Below are 18,828 nucleotides of genomic sequence, written 5' to 3'. Positions count from 1 at the left end.
CCCTAACGGTGAATGGTCTGATATGGCTCTCGCAAGCAGTCGACCGGACGAGATTGGGCGCTGGATCGGGAGGCTTCTAAGGATCGTTGGCGCAGCATTACGCGTTGAACTCGCCAGCGGTATCCACAGCGCTTTCTGGGCGGAATTCCGTTTTCGTGGCTACGTAGTTCGATTCCGTTCGGTATCGGGTTCGTCTTGGTACCGGTCGTGTTGCTCGAATCCTACCAGCACCCCGCCGACAGCACCCCCACGGCAACGATCCTCGGCATTAGTTAAATTGAGACGCTGAATCTCCTTCCGACTCACTCACTTCGCTTGTTCGTTGAGGAAGGAGCCGTGCGTCTTAATTCAGGTAAACGTCTTCTGTAGGTCACCTACAAGCAGCTATTCTGTGTCGATATACAAGCCGTATCGGTAAAATTCGTCGTCATACCAGAGCAGCTTTCCATTTTCTGCCGTGTCGACCGTTCCAAGCCCAAGAAGATCAAGCAGCCTGTCGAAGGCCCCAGATATCGGAGCCTCTTCTGAGTAGGTTCTGTTAGCAATCGCCTGCTCAAGGATCTCCCGTGGTTCTGTAGGCAACTCGCTGGGAGAAAGATCCGCATCGATCCGAGAGCCGAATACAACCTCACGGAACTCACCCTGTGAGTTCGCCACCTCAACGGTCAAGGCAGTATGAGCGGTTTCGGTGAGTTGCTCCGTTGTGACCTCAACACGGTAGGCCCACGGTCCACTGTCGGTCATAGTCACGACTTGCCCATCCAACTCACCGCTTGCGAGTCGACTCTCACCTTCGCTCGGCCGCCGCAACACGTAGCCATCGTCTCGAAGTAACTCTGCAGAGCCTGATTCACCACCACTCACCGTATATGAGTGCAGTATTTTGATCACCCGAGCACTGGGTCGTTCGAGCGTCTCCACCAGGATCGAATCATCGGGCACCTGCTCTTGTGGGACGGTATCAACACGAACTACTTGTCGCTCCAGCTGCTGTCGACCGGTGACGATATATTTGATCTGATAAAACGACCCCTCGGACTCGACGTAGGCGTCGTTCGGCAACGGTTCGTAGCCGTATGTCGTGTGTCGACCCGCTGGGAGAATGTTCTCGAGAGCGGTTTCTGCGGGGTCTCCGAACAGAGGACTGTCATCAGGTTCGTAGAGTGCGTGCTCGACAGGAGAGCTCTGAATCTGATCGATAGTAAGCTGGTACTTTTCGGTCGACTGCTGAGAATTTGATTGAAAACCAGTCAAACAACCAGCAAGCGTAGTGATAGCTGCGGTCCCAACCGCTTGAAGCGTGCGTCGACGGGTTGGAGTCATCGCTCACCCTCTGGATCGAGTGCGAGCAGTCCAACCGGCCCTGAGACGAAGATTCGTCCAGCAGCGACTACTGGAGAAGCGTACTCGGCGGCATGGACGTCGGTATACTCCCACTGTGTTCGATCATCGCTGCGTCTGCCATTTGTATCCCGCCGGAAGGCACGAACATCACCCGAGACCACGATCACACTGTCGTCAGTAACAACGGGGGCTGCTGTCCCCTCACTCGGGAGATGTGTGTGCCACTTCGTCGACCCAGTGTCTGCTGTGAGACAATGGAGATCGTCCGAAATCACGTATATTTCGTCATCACTGGCTGCTGCTGCCGCTCGGCTTTGGAGGTCTCGTCGCCACCGAACGTCTCCGGACGGGGTTACTGCGATCGTCTCTTGCCATCCGGTCTGGATGATCCCACCGTCGTCGACTGTCGGAGCCGCATAGGGAGTATCGACCGAGAGACGAAACCGTTCGTCGCCACCCTCACGGTCGAGTTTCACAATCGCATCGGAATCAGGGATGTAGACACCCTCCTCGTCGACTGCGGGAACGATCTGTGTGGCTGTCGAATCGCCGAGATTGTACTCGTCATAGACGAGCGGCTCAAGTGACTGCCGCCAGCGTTCGGTACCATCGGCAGCCAGTCTGAGACACGCGGAGTCACTCCGAATGAAGATGTCCCCGTCGACAACGGTCGCACCGTATGTTTTCTCAGTACCGACCCGGTAGGCCTCGAGTAGTTCGCCCTCGGAGAGCGACAACACATGCAGCGTGGCGCGTTGTGAGACCTCGTCGGTCGATCCAGTGATTTGGGTGGGAACGTAGAGCCGTCGGCGATCCGGATCGAGACACGGAGCCCCCGAAACTTCGTGATCTAACTGGTGGGTCCACTGCTGGGTTCCCGCTGTGTCGAGCGCAACGACCTCTCGATCGGTCGCGAAGTAGACAATATCGTCGTGCACCACTGGTGGGGTGTAGATCCAGCCGGCCGATGTGAGTGGCTCATGACGCTGCGGTTTGGGTGTGCCACCTTGGACCTGGTTCGTGTTTCGAGGCCCGTTTCCGAACGAGTGCCAATTGCCGGTATACAGTGGGGCCGTCTCCTCGGTATCGCCGATAGAACTACAGCCAGCCAGTGTGCTCGCCACTGTACTCCCGACGACTGCAAGTAGTTGTCGACGGTTGAGACGACTCGGAGATGACTCTGGAGGCGGTCTGTTATCATCTCTTCTCGATGAATACTGAGGCGGCAGGTCAGCAGTGGTCACAATTTGCGTTACACCACTTGTCGTAAGTGTATAGTGTTAGGTGAAATCAAGCTTGCACCCATTCGTAACGTATATTCTCTCACTGTGGACAGAGATATCATCTGAAATCTGTATCACCTACGACGGCATAGTACGGATCATCTCCGGGGTGGTCGACGACGGTATTCACAATCCATCCATCGCCAACGCTCTATTAATTAATCAACAGTTGAACACCACAATCCGATATCGTTGGTTAAAAGATCAACTACATAGCATAGGCGTCGACGAGCGAGGCCGAGAGCCATCTCTGGGGAGGGCAAAAACAACATAGTCCAATGAGCACCAACAGTCGGTCGACAGTCGACGATCACCCACAGTATGCCTTTTTCAGACCGTCCGCTGAGCCACGAGAAATGCGATGTGGTGGCTGGATGGCGAGCGGCAAGCTGTGAATTACGTGGTTCGGGTGGCACTGGGCTGTGACACACTTTTTATCGTATTGTTTAGTCCTCCTTTGTATGGATCCGACCGAGTTTCTCCAGAACGGGATAGTCAGCATCTCGGACGACACATATGCAGTCTGCCGGACCAATCACAACCATCCCGGTGCATTTGCGACCATCCAAGACGAGACAGAGACAACAGTGGTCCTCAACCAGGATGATGTCGACACTGTTGATGCCAGCGAGGTCGAATCAGGCTGGAAGCGACTGACATTCGAAATGGAACTTCCGTTCGAACTCGTTGGCTTTCTGGCGACGGTTGCCTCAGCCCTTGCCGAGGTAGATATTTCGGTGTTTGTCATCTCTACGTACTCAACTGACCACGTGTTCATCAAGGAAGATGAGCTTGATGCTGCTGTCCTCCGGCTCGAAAACTTGGGATGCAAAGTCACTGACTGACGCCGATCGACATAAAAACCACACCCCGTTTTCTCCCACGAACTCGGTTTCCGTCTTGTACGCCGATTGTGACACCGCTCAAAGAGACGGGCAGCTTCAGTCAGTGCTTTCGGCCTACCGAGTAGTCACAACGCTTGTCTCGGTTACTCCTCACTCTCGCCTTCGAGTTCCAATCGCTGCTTCAGGTTCTCTAAGGCGGTGCGGAGTTCCCGTTCGTTATACCTGCGGGCGAACGGTTTGACGACCGCACTCAGGACGCGACTTGGGATCTGGTATTTGGCCCTGTATGTCACTTCAGTACCGCCGTTTACCGTCGTAAATTCGAGATCCAGTTCACCGTCGATGCCACTGTACATATCGAAGACCATCCGCCGGTTCGGTTCGTGGACTGTTTGTTTGAGTTCCGTCTGCAAGCCGACCCCTGCCATCGTGTATGTGCAGTCCAACCGCTTGCCGCCGTTATCAAGTCGGTCGACGTTCTGGACGTTTGTCACACTAGGGGTGACTTCGGCGTGGTTGTACGGATCATCGAGATATTCAAAAGCCGTTTCGACTGGGGTATCGATCCAGATTGACTCGCTGACCGAAGTCATTGCTATTGGCTATGCGGCCCAACGGAGTTATATCGCTCTACATTATCAAATTCGCTAAGAACCGAATTAGAATTATTCAGAACAGTTGTGATGAAACGAATCAAAAGCTGCCAGCGATACGATTGACGCTTTATACGGTACTGCTCGTGCCAATCTGTGACTCAATTTGCAAATCACGCAAACTCGGCTCAGTCTCTGTGATCGCTCGTTCGATATGCTCTTGGGTGACTGATTGTAGGTCGTCTACTGCTGCCCCATCCATTGCATACCGAGTGGCTGTCTTCGCTATCTTTTCTATATCAGATGCGACATAGGGCCTTGGAGTGCTGTTGTCTTCGATAGTCTGTTGGATCAGATCCCAGTCAATATTTTCCTCGTCGACAGGTGGACATTCAAGATGTTTTCTCAGAATCTTGATGCAGGTGTTTCCATCCGGAGGTGGGATCTCGATCGTTTCGCCGAGACGGCCTGCCCGTGTGAGTGCGCCATCGATGATACTTGGGCGGTTCGTCGTTCCGATCACGAATACATCGGATTGCTCAAGGGCAGATATCTGGGCTAATAATTCATTCACCGCTTGTTGTTCAGAATTAGTCATGTGCCCATCACGGTCGTTCGCGAGTGCATCAATCTCGTCGATGAATACGATCGCTGGAGCAACCTCCGTAGCAGTCTGAAACAGATGTTGGATATTCTGTGCTGCCTCTCCGACCCATTTGCTCACAACATCTGAGGCAGTAATTGAGAGAAATGCATAGTCAGCCTCACCTGCTAATGCTTTAGAAATATATGTTTTTCCAGTCCCCGGTGGTCCATACAATAAAACGCCGTTTGGAATCTCAAGACCGTACCGTTCGTACAGTTCTGGATCAGATATGGGATCAAGAAACGTTTCCTTGAGGTGGTTTTTTGTCTCGCTCATTCCTCCAACGTCCGAGAAATCGATCTCAGGAGTCTCTGCAAGGAACTGGCCAGCAGTAGCCTCTTGCTGTTCCGCAGCCACCGTGTCTAATTCCTCTAAGATGAGTTCACTCGTAACGTGTGGGACTTCGTCATCGGTAGTCCTACGGAGGCTCTCCCGCTGTGCAGAGTCGGCAATCTGGACGATATCACTCGGTGTGAAGTCACTTGTCGCGTCTACGAATGTGTCGCTGAATGCTTGATCATCCCAGACTGGTTCGACAGAACCAGTAAACGATTCGAGTTCTTGTTTCAAAATCGCGAGACGACTCTCGGCGTCAGGCAACTCGAATTCGACTTTCGTGTCGATCCGACCGGTGCGCTTTACAGCTGCATCGATCTGTTCTTCGCGGTTTGTCGTACCAATTATAACGATATCTCCGTTTTCTTCGTTGACCGCTTCGATACGTCGAAACAGATGGTTAACAGCCTCCGCACGTGCCTGATGTAAACGGGTATCACGAGTCGGTGCGATAGTGTCGAGTTCGTCTAAGAGCATGACACAGGGTTGATTGGCTTCTGCGATCTCGAACACCTCTGTGATGTTGCTCTGCGTTTGCCCAAATTCACGACTACGAAGCCCGCTCACATCTACTTCGAAGAAATTGTATCCGAGTTCGCCAGCAACTGCTGTCGCGATATGTGTCTTGCCCGTTCCAGGCGGTCCATAAAACAGGATGCCATTGCCCTTCGAAACGTCGTACTCGTCGAACCGAGGGTCACTAAAGGGTTCTATGACTTCCTCTCGAAGTTGTGTTCGAAGCTCGTACATCCCTGCAATATCCGAAAAATCCACATCAGGAGGGGGGTCGAGATACTCGTGATCACTGTCGACGATCGCACTGCTGCGAATTGTTTTTCCAGTGGTCGTCAGCTGTGTGACCGTCGAAAACTCGGTCAAGATGGCTGTCGGAGACCCGTCCCGTGTACTCATATACACGTCTTCTATCCGAACTTTCATACCGGGCTTGAGTTCGGGGTGGGAAGCCTCATCGACGAACGGAATCCGAGCAGTGTCGTCTGCGAGCATACCTGAGAGCAATTCTTTGTTGTCGGTCGATGTATCCGTGGTATCTGATTCGGTTTGGAGGACCCTCACCTCGATATTGCGACCGTGATCTCCGACCGAGAAGTCGTCTAAATCGGTGTCGCCACCGATCGAGTGATCGACATCGACTGGCTCGTCGGCCATCGAGACTGTCGTCGACTGGTTGAAATAGAGCTGGAGATCGTCCCTCCATTCGTGTGTCGAAGCATCAGTAGCAGTAATTGAGTCACCCACCTCAAAATCGAAACTACTGTGCCCAGTATAATACATGACGCCGGTCGAGTCGGCGACTTTTCCCTCATAAATAACTACTTTTTCATCACCGTAGGAGACCTTCCGTGTTCCTTGAGTGAGAACCGTCACAGTGACAGATACCGACTCCAGAGGATCCGTGATCGCCTCGAGATCTCGACCCTCTGACGACGAATTCCTCTCTTCCATACTTTTTTCGTATGCGATCCGAGCGAGGTGTACCGCTTCGTGCAGCGAGACGTGTCGCAGATGGTTGCGTATCGAACGTTCGACGGCCTCTTTGGGAACTCCGAATTCTGCGGCGATCTCTTGGGCTTCACTCTCAAGGCTCATTCGTATGTCGACTGGTTCATAGTCTGCTGCTCGGTCTCAGAGAAACCAGTGATCTCCTGGTGTTGGTGCGTAATGTGAGGCTGCACAACCTCAATGTGATCATGTCGGGTGTCCTTCATAGGTTCTCTAAGTTTCGGTTAAATTTGGATATGATCAATAGCGCCCCAATAAGTCGACAGCATCGGAGTGAATCCGTTCGGCAGTGGTCGTCCCAACTTGCATAACATCCGTCAGCTCCTCTTGTGATGCAGTAACGATATCGTGCGGTGTCTGATAGCCTGCCTCCCAGAGGAAGTATGCTTGTTGACCCGTTACCACATCGATATCAGCGACTGTCGGGCCATACAGTACACGCAAACTCGGAGCCGCTTCGGAGGCCGGTACTCCGGAGGCAGCCAACGACGACAACGCTGACGCAAATTCTTCTTTCTCTACCCCTGTCTGGGCTTCGAGGCGTTGGTCTACTGGTGGTGTCTGTCCCAACAGCTCTCTGGCTCCTTCGATTGCGACCGTCGCGATCGATTCGCTGATCTGATCGATCGTCGCTAACTCGTTCGGTCGTGAATCTGCGAGTGTTTCTATCGACTTCACACCGCCAACAACGAGTTGTTTTGCACGTAGTGGACCGATCCCGGGAATCTGTTGTAGTGATTCGACTGTCTCAGGGTCGGGGTCGTCCTCAACCGTGGAATCCGATGCGGCCATCTCGGTGGTGGGATCTGCTTCGGTTTCTTCCGATGGCTCGGATTTGGACGAAGATGTTACTACGCCGGTCTGTTCGGACTCGTCTGAATCCGACACAAAGAGACTTTCTGGAACAGATGGTAATTCCTTGATCTGAAGATCGGACGCCGATACGGACTCGGAAAGTGGTGAGTCCTCAAGTACCCGACGAACTCGTTCTTCGTTTCGTTCGGTGAGATATGATTCGGTAACGTAAGCTGTCAGCGCCGCTCGCTCATTCCCGGTTAGCGAGCCCTCGACAGAAAAGTCCCGAATGACCTGGTCGACATCGCGCTGACGAGGAAACCAGCCGTCACCCATAGCAAGAATAAAGGGAACAAAGTGATCGGAGAGGGTACTTCTGACCGACAACCCGAGCCGATCCTTGAGAAGATTTACTGCACGGTCATCTAAGGAGAGCTGATATCGGCCCCCGGGCAGTGATATTTTTAATTTGTACCGTCCAGTCGCATCTTGAATAAGCCTCGTGGGTTTATTCTTCATTTACTGAATATCTTATTTATATCCATATTGAATAAACATTTTGTTGTCAACGTATCGCATATCAGGAAATCGACGTCTCACTAGGAGCCGTGATCTACACACAATGAGTGCTACTTCTTCAGAACGCGCCGCACTCAACAGAGCCACGCAGGATTTGATCAAGCAAATTGATAACTAATGCCGATGCCATAGAAACTGTTTCAGTTGCTGATCATAGCGAGTGCACCCGGATAAACTCGCTCATCAATAAAACAATTGACCGATAGGTTTAACGTTTTTTCGTCGTAATACTATATAATGCAGTCCGGGACAGAAGCCAATCCTAATGACGCACCCTCTTTGCAACTTGTTCTCATTGGTGATGATTTGCAGGCTCGCAATACGCTACACTCGCTGCTCCAGGCCGAAGACTCAAAACACACCGTAATCAGTATCACAGCGGACGAACTCACAGAGTTGCCGCTAGAGGCTTCGACTGTCGGTGCCGTTTATGTCGACTGCGTTCCTCAAGACGGATCTCGGACCGCCTTCGAATCATCAAAAACGACGCCACAAATCGTCGTCGGTACCGAAATCAATCCTGCAGTCGCGTATACAAACGGGGTTACCGAGGTAATTCCACTCAGTGTCGACAGCCACGCTGAAACGATCGCTACCCAGATTAAACACACCGTCGCACAAGCCAGCCACCACCGGTTTCCGACGGATTTGCTCAATCAAACCAGTGACGGGATCGTGGTTCACCATCCAGAGACGGGCGAAATCATCACCTGTAATGATACATTCTATCAAATGTTGGGATATGATCCCGAAACGACTGACCTATCACTTAAAGATCTAGTCGGTCACAACGACGAGTTTACTGAAAAGAGGGCAGTTGAGATGGTCCAACGCGCTGCAGCGGGCTCTTCGGAAACCTTCCTTTGGCCGGATCCAACCAACGATGGTCGACAGATCTGGGTTGAAGTAAAGATCAAACCGGCGATGCTTGATGGATCAAAGTACGTCGTCTCCGCGGTGCGGGATATCAGCGAACGCAGAGCACAAAAGAAGCAATTAGAAGACAATCAAGCCGCACTCGAACGCTTACAACAAATCACCGCCGACCCCTCACAAAACCTCACGACCCAAGTGCAGGACCTGCTGCGTTTCGGTGCTGAATACCTCGGAATGGACATCGGCTTTCTATCGAAGATCGAAAAAGAAAGTGATCACTTCGAAATCGTCGAGGCCGTCGGTGATCACCCGCTCATCCAGTCGGGGAACGAAGCTGCCCTCAAAGAAACGTACTGCCGTCGAACGCTACATGAGGATGTCGACTCGCCGCTTGTTTACAATGATGCCGCAACTGAAGGGATGACTGGCGATCCAGCCTACCAGAAGTTTGGACTCGGCTGTTATATGGGCGCGAAAGTTACAGTCGATGGCACCCTGTACGGCACGATCTGTTTCGCAGATACTGATCCTCGGACCGAACCGTTCTCCGAGATAGAGCAGACGCTGCTCGAATATATGTCGCAATGGCTCCAACAGGAGCTTGAACGGCGCGAATACCTCGAAGAGGTTGAGACGGCCAGACAACGTAACCAAAGCCTGCTCGAACGTATCGATGACGCATTTTTCGGCCTCGACGACGACTGGCACGTCCAGTATGTCAACGACGCCGGTGGGAACGTGCTCCGTCAAGCGATGGGCACCGACTACGACAACGAGGAACTAATTGGCAAACATCTCTGGGATGAGATACCAGCGGCCGTCGAGACGACATTTTATCAAGAGTACCACCGGGCACTGGACGAACAAACCACCGTTACCTTTGAGGAGCGGTACGAACCGCTCGACGTGTGGTTCGAGGTGCGCGCCTACCCCGACGAGCACGGTCTCTCGGTCTTCTTCTCGAATATCACCGACCGAAAACAGCGCGAAGAGGAACTATACATCCTCGAACGTGCGATGAAGGAAGCATCGTTCCCACTGACACTGGCAGATCCCACACGGGAGGATAACCCACTAGTGTTCGTTAATACCGCCTTCGAGAACCTCACCGGTTACAACGCCGAGGAGATACTCGGGCAGAACTGTCGGTTCCTCCAAGGGCCCGATACCGACGCTGAGACGGTGGCCTCACTCCGGGAACACATCGACTCTGAGGAACCATATACGACAGAAATCAAGAACTACCGGCAGGACGGCTCGACGTTCTGGAACCGACTGGATGTGACGCCAATTTACGATACTGACGGGACGCTACTCCGGTATCTCGGCAGCCAATCCGATATTACTGATCCGTACCGAAACCGAGAGATCCGTCGACGGCTGCTCTCGACGACACAGGACCTGATGGATGCAGACTCTCGAAATGAGATTGCCAATATTGTTGCTGATGCAGCCGTGGAAATCCTTGACCACGAACTCACCGTCGTTTATCTACAGGATCATAGTGACGACAGACCACTGACCCCCGTCGCGTGGGCCGATCGGGTCGACGAGATGTTCGATGGCCCCCCAAACTATCAAGCCGAGGGGCCGCTGTTGGAAGCCTTCGAAACAGGCGAGCCAATTATCGTTGCTGACGTGGCTGACCGGCCCGAACTCTCAATCGAGATGTTTGATCCGGTTGAATCACTGCTGCTTATTCCGCTCGGCGAACACGGAGTGTTAGGCGTCGGAGGCTACGAAACAGGCAGCTTCGATGCAGCCGATGTCGAGCGAGCACAATTGCTGACGGTTAATGCGGCGAGTGCGTTCTCCCGGATGGATCGTCGACAGGAACTCGAACAGTACGAGACGCTATTCGAGACCGTTCAAGAAAAGCGGTACGTCGTCGACAACGAGGGCTACATTGAACTGATAAGCAAGCCACTAGCCGCTGCAGTCGGGCAAACGCCAACAGATCTCGAGGGAGTACACATTTCGACGATCCTCTCGGAAACGACTGAGGCCGACCGACAGGCAGTAGAACGACACCTCATCGACACGCCAGACACAACCGTCAGCTCATACGAAGGAACACTGGTCGGTAGTGATGACATCGAAACGCCAGTCGAAGTCGATGTGTCGTTGCTCCCTCACGACGAGCGCTTCCGTGGAGCAGTCGGTGCAGTACGGGATATCTCTGAGCGTCGACAACGGGAAGCCGAGTTGCGTGTGTTCCAGCAAGCCATTACGCAGGCCGGAATCGGGCTGACGATGTACGACGAAAACGGACACTTCGAGTATCTCAATGACCACTACGCACAGTTGGTCGGTCAGCGACGCGAGACGTTGCAGGACACCCCTATTTGGCAGACGATCGCAGATCTTTCATCCGATTCGTTCGATGCCTACTGGGACTCGTTCGAATTAAACGAGACACGAACCGAACAGACCGAACACGTCCGCACTGATCAGTCGACGGTCACTGTAGAAAGCATCACGACAGCCGTCGAAATTAACGGGACTAAACACCACCTGATGTTAGTCCAGGAGATTACCGGTCGACGGGAACGTCGTCAACAATCAGAAGTGCTACATCGTGTACTGCGCCACAACCTTCGGAATAATCTGACCGTGATCATCGGTCGGGCCAAGATGTTAACCGAAGAGCTTGATAACGAGACGGCCGACCATGCTGAGGTTATCGAGCAGAATACGAGTGACCTCCTAAGGACAATAGAGGCTGCCAGCGATGCTCGAAACGTAATCAATCAAGATATCGTCCGCAAACCGACTGATGTCGTCAACTTACTTCGTGAGGAGATCGATACTATCGAGGACTCGTTTGATGGGACAGTGACAACCGAACTCCCAGACTCCCAGTTGGTTCTCGCTGATATCCCTCTCCAACGAGGATTCCACCATCTCATCGCGAATGCGGTTGAACACAATGACGCCGATGACCCATGTCTATGTGTCCGCGTGACTGAGGCCACCGATCGGCTGGGGTGGGTTGCTATAGAGATCGAAGACAACGGGCCGGGGATTCCCTCCGGAGAACTTGACGTGCTTACTGCGGGGGAAGAAACAGCACTCAATCATGGCAGTGGGATCGGTCTCTGGGTAGTCAACTGGGTTGTCACACGATACGGCGGTGATCTGGAGTTCGAAACCCCGGCTCACGGTGGGAGTCTCGTCCGCATCAAACTCCCCGTCGCAGAAAAACGTGAGTGACACCCGCGATGTCTGTGGTGTTCGTTGTTTCAATCATACCGAGCTACCCAAATCTATATTATACTGACGTGATTGACATTCAGCGTGCCTGTTAAGCGATCGAAACCTCTTGGTGAACTCTATCAAGAGGTTTCAGACTACGACCTCGTTCTCGTACCCGACTCTCCGCTTGCCGATGCACTCAATCGTCGACTCAACCGACCCCACTTTGGTCCGTTTGCAATAACGCCCCGCCGGCTTGCAACACGTCGTCGAGAGACAGCCGAGGATCGAACTGCCTTCCTCGAAGTGATTCGGAGAACCGATTTGAGTTGGAAGCAAGTCTCCAAATCAGTCGGTGACATCCTCCAGTGTTGGGAGTATCAAGGTCGACCGGAGGCCATCTTGGAGTACGAGGGGTACGATACAGCTGCGAATCGAGAGGTTATCGACACGATTCGTTCAGTCGACACGTCCTCGCAGATTTTGACGGAGTACCAGATCGACGAGTCGACAGCAGAATCAGTGGCTGTTGTGGGTGAGGACCAACTCACAGCACTTGAACGATCAATCCTCCCCGAGGAGTACGATACAGTCGACCGCTTTGTCGACGAACCGTACGAACTCCCGCCGTTTCGAATTTTTGAATCAGCAACCGCCATTGTAGAGACGCTCTTGGAGACCATATCTACCTCGAATGCTGATGATATTGCTGTCGTGCTTGACGAGGGAAGCGAGTATTCGCCGCTTGTTGAGTCGGCACTCGAAGCTACCGATATTCCATATTATGGCGGTCCGGGATTCATAGATCAGGCTGATCATCGAGCGTTCATCCAACTCCTTCGGTACGTCACAGGTGGTGTTGACACACGTGTCCGTGTCGTCAAGCCGCTTCTGACTATCCTCGGTGAGGATCTCCCCGTCGATCATGACGAAAAGCGACTCGTCGATATCGTCTCAGAAGAGCTCGAATGGCTGGAACCGTTACTCGATACAGACACAGTTCCGACTGTTGGCGAGCTTCTGTCGGTCTATGAGACTCGCTCCGGTGCTGAATTAGAGACACTCAGGGAAGAATTAGCGGCCTTGGAAGTCATCGAGGAACAGGCGACTACTGAGCTCGTCGACCGGCTGACGTACTATTTCGACACATATGATGTTCCAATCGCGCGTGAGAACGAGGGTGTGCTCCTTGCGGACGCAAAGTCCGCATCGTTCGTTGATCGTCCCCTCGTATTCTTCCTAGGTCTCGATGAGGACTGGACCCATACATCACCCAACCGACCGTGGGTCGACCGTGACTCGGAATTTGAGCGAAATATCGACGGGTTCCAATCGCTCCTACAGAGTGGCGTCGAGCGATATTACTTGGTGCAGGACTCCACCGGCGGCTCTCCAGTGACCCCGTGTCTGTATTTCGAGGAACTACTTGACGACGAGTTCGACCGATTTAGCGACCTCGACTCGATCACGCATACTCGACCGACTCGACAGACAGAAGGCGGGTTTGGGAAGGAGCCACTCGATGCAGAAAGTGGATATGAACCACTTGAGAGTGTTAGTCAATCGAGTCTAAACTCGTATGCAAACTCACCACGGGACTACTTTTTCGGCCGGATCCTCGACTCGCCAGATACGCACTACTTCAAGGAGGGTAATTTGTTCCATGACTTCGCAGAGTTCGCGGTCAACCATCCGTCGACGATCGAGGACCATCCACTCGAAGACATCGTCGATGCGATGATTGAGGAAGCACGCCCGTTCCATCGGTCTGTGGACATCCCGACGAGACGCACCCGCTACCGCGTCGGCTTGGAGACGATACTGGAGTTCCTCGACGAGTATGCACCAACCGACACCTCGTTTGTGACTCCATCGAGTGGGTGGGGAGAGAATTTCTTTGTCGAATATTTCGACATGGAAGTCGATTCACCTGTCACTGAACGCTGGTTCGATGATACAGAACTTGGCGTGAAGGGCAAAATCGACCTGCTGTCGTCGCCCACCACCCTCGTGGACTACAAGAGCGGTCGACGGAAACGTGCCTCACAGATTACGAAGGGATCATCGATTGATGAGCCAAGCGACAAACCAAATTTCCAAGCACTGCTCTATCTTACCTACTGGCGACAGCAGCAGCCTGGTGAGCAGCTTCAATTCACGTTCTTCCATTTCCTTGAGACGCTTGATGATGCCGTCGCCGGTGATGCCGAACTCAGCGACTGCCTGACAACGGTCGAATATCGACCAACCTCGTTTGCTGAGTTTGTTCGTTCACCCGCTGTGTTTGAAGAACTCTGTGAGGACGCCTCAAACGACTGCAATAAGACGTTTTCGAAGGTCGACTACGATACCTTCCAAGACGTCGTCAGCACTCACCCACTCCCACGCACTCGGGATGCCGACGAGATGCTTGATTCTCAGTTCGGTGAGACGCTCGTCGAACGGATGGTCGACGAGGTCGGTGACTACAAGTATGTCACAAACGGTTGTAAACAGGCCTGTAGACACCTTTGTGGCTATCGGAAGGATACGTACTTCGAAGGGGACGTCGACGCATTCGAGGAGTTTGTCTCCGAGCAGATTGCAGACCTGAATCATTATCGGAGCGGGAAAGATCGCTTCCCGGTCGACGGACGGGCCGGTGAGCCGAACTATCGGTACGTAAACCACCGAGATCTGCTGTTGACGGAGGAACGCCCGAACACATCGGTGGCCGACGAATTTGAGCCAGTGGCGGCTGCTGATATGGAGGGAACCCAATGACGTCGCCGAATCCGAAACAACAGCAACTCATCGACGGCACAGATGGTATCTATCTCGTCGACGTCGGTGCCGGAACTGGAAAGACATTCACTGTCACTCGACGCTACGCGAATATCCTCGCACAGGACGACATCGAACCGGAGGACGTCCTGCTTATCACGTTCACGCGAAATGCGGCGACTGAGATGAAAGACCGGATCAGTGCGAGTTGTGACTACGATCTGCGAGCACTGAACGATGCACCGATCCAGACGTTCCATAGTCTCTGTAGCGATATCCTCGACGAGCACGGATTCCACACCCCATCGTATCTCGGTATCAATGACTCAATCACGGGGTCGACTCGAATCCTGGAAGACGAGAGTATCGAAACCGAACAGTTCAGAGAGTTCATCAATCAGTTCACCGATGCACACGAGGAATATGCCGGGGTTCTTCGAACGCTTTCTGATCCGACAGAGCTACTGAGTTTGATCAAGAACCTCGCCTCGAAAGGCGTGTTCCCGACTAAGACTGGCTGGTATCGCAATTCCAAAGCTGTTCTGGAAGGGGACTACGATACGTTCAAGCACGCGTTTGACTCGGTCAACGAGCCGCAAAACGGTGGGAGTAGACAGTCGACGCTTCGAAAAAATCTGGGTCGATACGGGAAGAACAAGCTCTACCTCCCGAATGCGCCAGACCGACACGAACTCCGTGGTGAACGAGGCTCGAAAGCAGTTCCTGACGAAGTAGCTGAACTAGCGTTCCATGAGGATCGTGGCGAGTTGTTTTCGTTTGTGCATGATGTCTACTTTGAGTACCTCGAGTTCGCACTCGGGCGGAACTATCTGAACTTCTCGTTTTTGCAGTTGTTCGCGTATGTCCTCTGCTGTGAAGACGACAGGCTCAGAGAGTCGATCTCATTTGAGTACGTGATGGTCGATGAGTTCCAAGATTCGAGCGAGATACAGTTCAAACTCGCGTTACTCCTCTCTGGGACGCAGAATTTCTGCGTTGTGGGTGATTGGAAACAGAGCATCTACTCGTTTCAGTATGCCGCTATCGAGAACATCACCGAGTTTGAGTCTCGTCTGAACCAGTTTGCCACAGAGCTCAACGATGACGCCGAGCGAGTGTCGTTTCCGCTCTCGCCGATCAATCGCATTGAGCTCGAACAGAACTATCGGTCGACCCAGTCGATTCTTGATTTCTCTGAGCACGCTCTCGTCGTACCGGGAAGTAGCAAGGAATCGGTAGACAAGGAGGCGGTCCTTGAGAATGTCGTGTCGTTGTGCTCGAATACCGAGCACGACCATTCCCAGATCGAAGCATTCCACCACACCGATGAACACGAGGCCGTGCTGTCGAAAATCGAGTCCATCGTCGACAACGACGAGTACGCCATCGAAGAAGACGGCGAGCTCCGTCAACCGACGTACGACGACATTGCGGTCCTCACCCGAACCCGAGATTACGGGCGTGAGTTACTCTCTGTCGCTGACGCGTATGATTTCCCGATGGCGTACGAGGGGGGCATAGAGCTCTTCCGGCGCGACAGCGCGAAACTGCTCTTGGCATGGCTTCGGATACTCGAAGACAACGCCGACGCAGACCGTGGCTGGGCCGTTGTGTTAGAACGTGCTGGATACACGCTCGATGAAATAACACATATCCTGGAGACGGGATCGTATCCGTCCGAAATGCAGTCGTTCCGGTCAGAACTCACAGCACTCGAAACGCATGGTGCGGTCATGCGACGGGTGTTCGATCGATACGGCTACCGTGAGTCGACGGTCGATGCGCTGCTTACGACCCTGAACTTGATTCATACCTCGACGACGATGACACGGGGAGATATCATTCGACTCATCACGGACGGGATCGAGAGCGGATACACTCAGGAGGTGGAGGCACCTGCAGGCTCGGACTCGGTTACTGTACAGACGATCCACTCGGTCAAGGGATTGGAGTATCCGATCGTGATTGTCGCAAATATGAACGACGGAGCCTTCCCGCCATCAGGCAGTCATGGCGGTACGATCACGTTTTCGGAGACAACTGGGCTCCGTCACCGAAAGACGTACGCAGAGGCACACGGCGTCCCGCATATCTACGACAACTGGCGAGCAGACGTTCTCCGACGCTGTATCCCGACCGACTACGATGAGGAACGTCGACTCCTCTATGTTGCCATGACTCGGGCAGAGAACCATCTCGTGTTCGCTGCGGGAGAGGAACCAAACACTTTCTTGGAAGAACTTCCGGTCGATATCGAGACCGTCGACCCATCAGTCGACATGAATGACCGTGACGCCTCGTCGAAACGGGAGTTTCGTGCGGATATGCCGGTGGTTGACGGACCTGAAGGGTATTCACCACACTCGCTCATGGACGATTCGGTCTATGATGATGTCACCGAGGGGCGTGGAATGGAGTTCGGCTCAGACGTCCATGAGTTCGCTGAGGCGTACGTCCTCGGAGAAGATGTTACGGCAGACAATGATGATAAACAGCATATCAAGACGCTTATCGACTCCTTACCTGGTGAATTCCACGTTGAGGAGCGAACCTATCTCCCATTAGAAACTGAACACGGGAATGTAACCATCTCAGGGATTGTTGATTTGGTCCATGTTACTTCGGATAGAGCGGAAATAATTGATTTCAAAACGGATCTCTCACGGCATGCAGAACCAGAGTACCGGAAGCAGCTGAGTGTCTATTACCATGTTTTGGATAAATGGTTTCCAGACCACACCGTGAGTGCTTCGATATTCTATACCGCCGAGGGTGACCGAGTGACAATTGAACCGATTAGTCGGGCGGATCTCCGTGAGCTCACGGATTTGAATCTGCGGTCATGACAAGATAACATCGGGACGTGTGATAAGTCGAAAACCAAGGAACCGGTTTCTATGCAATTATAATCCAGTCCCCGGACGGACAAGCGGCGGGGCAAGCGGTAGTGGTGGCAGTGACAGTGGAGACGTACCAGCCGAGTTTGGCGGTGGCAGTGGTCCGGCCGGTGCGTCGACAGATCCAACCGAGGCCCATCTTGAGACGATCCTTGAGTCGATCTTTGCGGCAGCAGTGCAGACAGGCCGAGAGGCAACAGGAGCAGTCCCCAATGACGAGGTGAAAGAGCGCCTCACAGACAGGCTCCCAGATGATGTCGGGACGAGTTATTCGGAACTATCCAACATCCTTGAGAAACTCGATAGTACCGAGTACGTTACGACAGAGCGAGTTGACGGCGAATCCCACATTTCGCTCACACCAGCGGGGGAGGCCAAAGTCTTCGAGAGAGACACCGGATCGGCCGGGAGTGGCGGTGGCGACGACCACCGCTGGGTGCTTCGAGAGGCGTTTACTGCGTTCACCAAGATCGGGTATGAGACGTGGTTGCCACAACAGGACGGTGGCGAACTCCCCGATGGAGTAGCCGATTCGCCAATCGACGTGACTGACGTCGACGAGTCACTCTCCGGTAACGAGGTGATCGAAGAGATCCAACAGCGAAAAGATCGTCTCCAAGAACAGTATCCCCCAGTGTGGGAGCTTTCGGGGGCCGACGGACTCTCTATCGAAGCCGAGACGTCGACACTCAAAACCCCGTTCCAGACGTTCAACAACCTCAATAAATCCAAGCGACGGGGGAATCTCTGTGTGTTCGCCCTGAAAGACGAGAGTGCGAACAAAGGTGAGTTTGCGTATTGGGGCCGGCGTGCAGAGCAAGCGATCTACGAAACGGTCCAACACAAGAACTCATCCAAAATCATCAACTACGAGCCAGTATGGCGAAAGCGGCGTCCAGACGAGGATAGCAACCCTCGATACTACAATCGCTCTTGTGGCGGAGATTGTTGGTGAGTCATAGTGCAGCTTCGAGGATGCTTTTTAGAGCTTCTTCACCTGGTTTTCTGAAGACCTCACGTCGGAACTGAAACGCTCTGAGGTACGGTGTGAGTTTATCCTTTGAGACACCTCGATGGGGTGAGAGCCAGGATCGCACCAGCGATCCGTGGCTCTCGCAGGTGTTCACGTGAACGTCTCCATCAACGTACTCG

The 18,828-nt window shown here is 53.2% G+C and carries 10 protein-coding genes and 1 pseudogene; 5 read left to right on the top strand and 6 right to left on the bottom strand.

Features of this window, described 5'->3' with window-relative positions:
• Nucleotides 1-384 precede the first annotated feature (384 nt).
• A complete protein-coding gene (locus NKJ34_RS14150; RefSeq protein WP_253738970.1) occupies nt 385-1,254 on the bottom strand; it encodes a hypothetical protein in 870 nt (289 codons plus the stop codon).
• A 65-nt stretch (nt 1,255-1,319) separates the two neighbouring features.
• Nucleotides 1,320-2,468, bottom strand: coding sequence for an outer membrane protein assembly factor BamB family protein (locus NKJ34_RS14145; RefSeq protein WP_321169460.1), 1,149 nt, complete (start codon nt 2,466-2,468; stop codon nt 1,320-1,322).
• Nucleotides 2,469-3,088: 620 nt separating this feature from the next.
• Here NKJ34_RS14145 and NKJ34_RS14140 point away from each other — a divergent pair.
• Entirely contained in the window at nt 3,089-3,472 is a 384-nt protein-coding gene (locus NKJ34_RS14140) for an ACT domain-containing protein (protein ID WP_253738967.1), read from the top strand.
• Between the two features lie 143 nt (nt 3,473-3,615).
• Here the strand turns inward: NKJ34_RS14140 and NKJ34_RS14135 are convergent, their stop codons facing one another.
• The 3 genes from NKJ34_RS14135 to NKJ34_RS14125 form a co-directional block, all read right to left on the bottom strand.
• Nucleotides 3,616-4,065: an SRPBCC family protein gene (locus tag NKJ34_RS14135; RefSeq protein ID WP_253738966.1), complete on the bottom strand. Its 450-nt coding sequence runs from the start codon at nt 4,063-4,065 to the stop codon at nt 3,616-3,618.
• A gap of 130 nt (nt 4,066-4,195) precedes the next feature.
• On the bottom strand, nt 4,196-6,658 hold the full coding sequence (locus tag NKJ34_RS14130) for an AAA family ATPase (RefSeq protein ID WP_253738965.1): 2,463 nt from the start codon (nt 6,656-6,658) through the stop codon (nt 4,196-4,198).
• 153 nt (nt 6,659-6,811) lie between these two features.
• Entirely contained in the window at nt 6,812-7,885 is a 1,074-nt protein-coding gene (locus tag NKJ34_RS14125) for a helix-hairpin-helix domain-containing protein (protein ID WP_253738964.1), read from the bottom strand.
• A gap of 297 nt (nt 7,886-8,182) precedes the next feature.
• Here NKJ34_RS14125 and NKJ34_RS14120 point away from each other — a divergent pair, with 297 nt between their 5' ends.
• From NKJ34_RS14120 to NKJ34_RS14105, 4 genes are all read left to right on the top strand, one after another.
• Nucleotides 8,183-12,034: a PAS domain S-box protein gene (locus NKJ34_RS14120; RefSeq protein WP_253738962.1), complete on the top strand. Its 3,852-nt coding sequence runs from the start codon at nt 8,183-8,185 to the stop codon at nt 12,032-12,034.
• 84 nt (nt 12,035-12,118) lie between these two features.
• Nucleotides 12,119-14,779 (top strand): PD-(D/E)XK nuclease family protein, encoded by a 2,661-nt coding sequence (locus NKJ34_RS14115; protein WP_253738961.1) that lies wholly within the window; start codon nt 12,119-12,121, stop codon nt 14,777-14,779.
• On the top strand, nt 14,776-17,625 hold the full coding sequence (locus NKJ34_RS14110) for a UvrD-helicase domain-containing protein (protein ID WP_253738960.1): 2,850 nt from the start codon (nt 14,776-14,778) through the stop codon (nt 17,623-17,625). Before NKJ34_RS14115 ends, NKJ34_RS14110 begins: the two co-directional genes overlap by 4 nt.
• Before the next feature lie 19 nt (nt 17,626-17,644).
• Nucleotides 17,645-18,631 carry a hypothetical protein gene (locus NKJ34_RS14105; protein WP_253738959.1) on the top strand — a complete coding sequence of 329 codons (987 nt, stop codon included), beginning with the start codon at nt 17,645-17,647 and terminating at the stop codon, nt 18,629-18,631.
• A gap of 1 nt (nt 18,632) precedes the next feature.
• On the opposite strand, the pseudogene NKJ34_RS14100 reads toward NKJ34_RS14105, so the two are convergent.
• Nucleotides 18,633-18,828: pseudogene (locus NKJ34_RS14100) on the bottom strand (IS1595 family transposase); the annotation flags it as partial.

Origin of the sequence: Halohasta salina (assembly GCF_024178165.1) — an archaeon.
Classification (GTDB): Archaea; Halobacteriota; Halobacteria; order Halobacteriales; family Haloferacaceae; genus Halohasta; species Halohasta salina.
This window is presented reverse-complemented; position numbering and strand designations above follow the sequence as displayed.

Excerpts from the sequence above, each read along its gene's own strand:
- NKJ34_RS14130 (WP_253738965.1), bottom strand. The coding sequence starts at position 6,658 with ATGAGCCTTGAGAGTGAAGCCCAAGAGATCGCCGCAGAATTCGGAGTT.
- NKJ34_RS14135 (WP_253738966.1), bottom strand. The coding sequence starts at position 4,065 with ATGACTTCGGTCAGCGAGTCAATCTGGATCGATACCCCAGTCGAAACG.
- NKJ34_RS14120 (WP_253738962.1), top strand. The coding sequence starts at position 8,183 with ATGCAGTCCGGGACAGAAGCCAATCCTAATGACGCACCCTCTTTGCAA.
- NKJ34_RS14110 (WP_253738960.1), top strand. The coding sequence starts at position 14,776 with ATGACGTCGCCGAATCCGAAACAACAGCAACTCATCGACGGCACAGAT.
- NKJ34_RS14140 (WP_253738967.1), top strand. The coding sequence starts at position 3,089 with ATGGATCCGACCGAGTTTCTCCAGAACGGGATAGTCAGCATCTCGGAC.
- NKJ34_RS14125 (WP_253738964.1), bottom strand. The coding sequence starts at position 7,885 with ATGAAGAATAAACCCACGAGGCTTATTCAAGATGCGACTGGACGGTAC.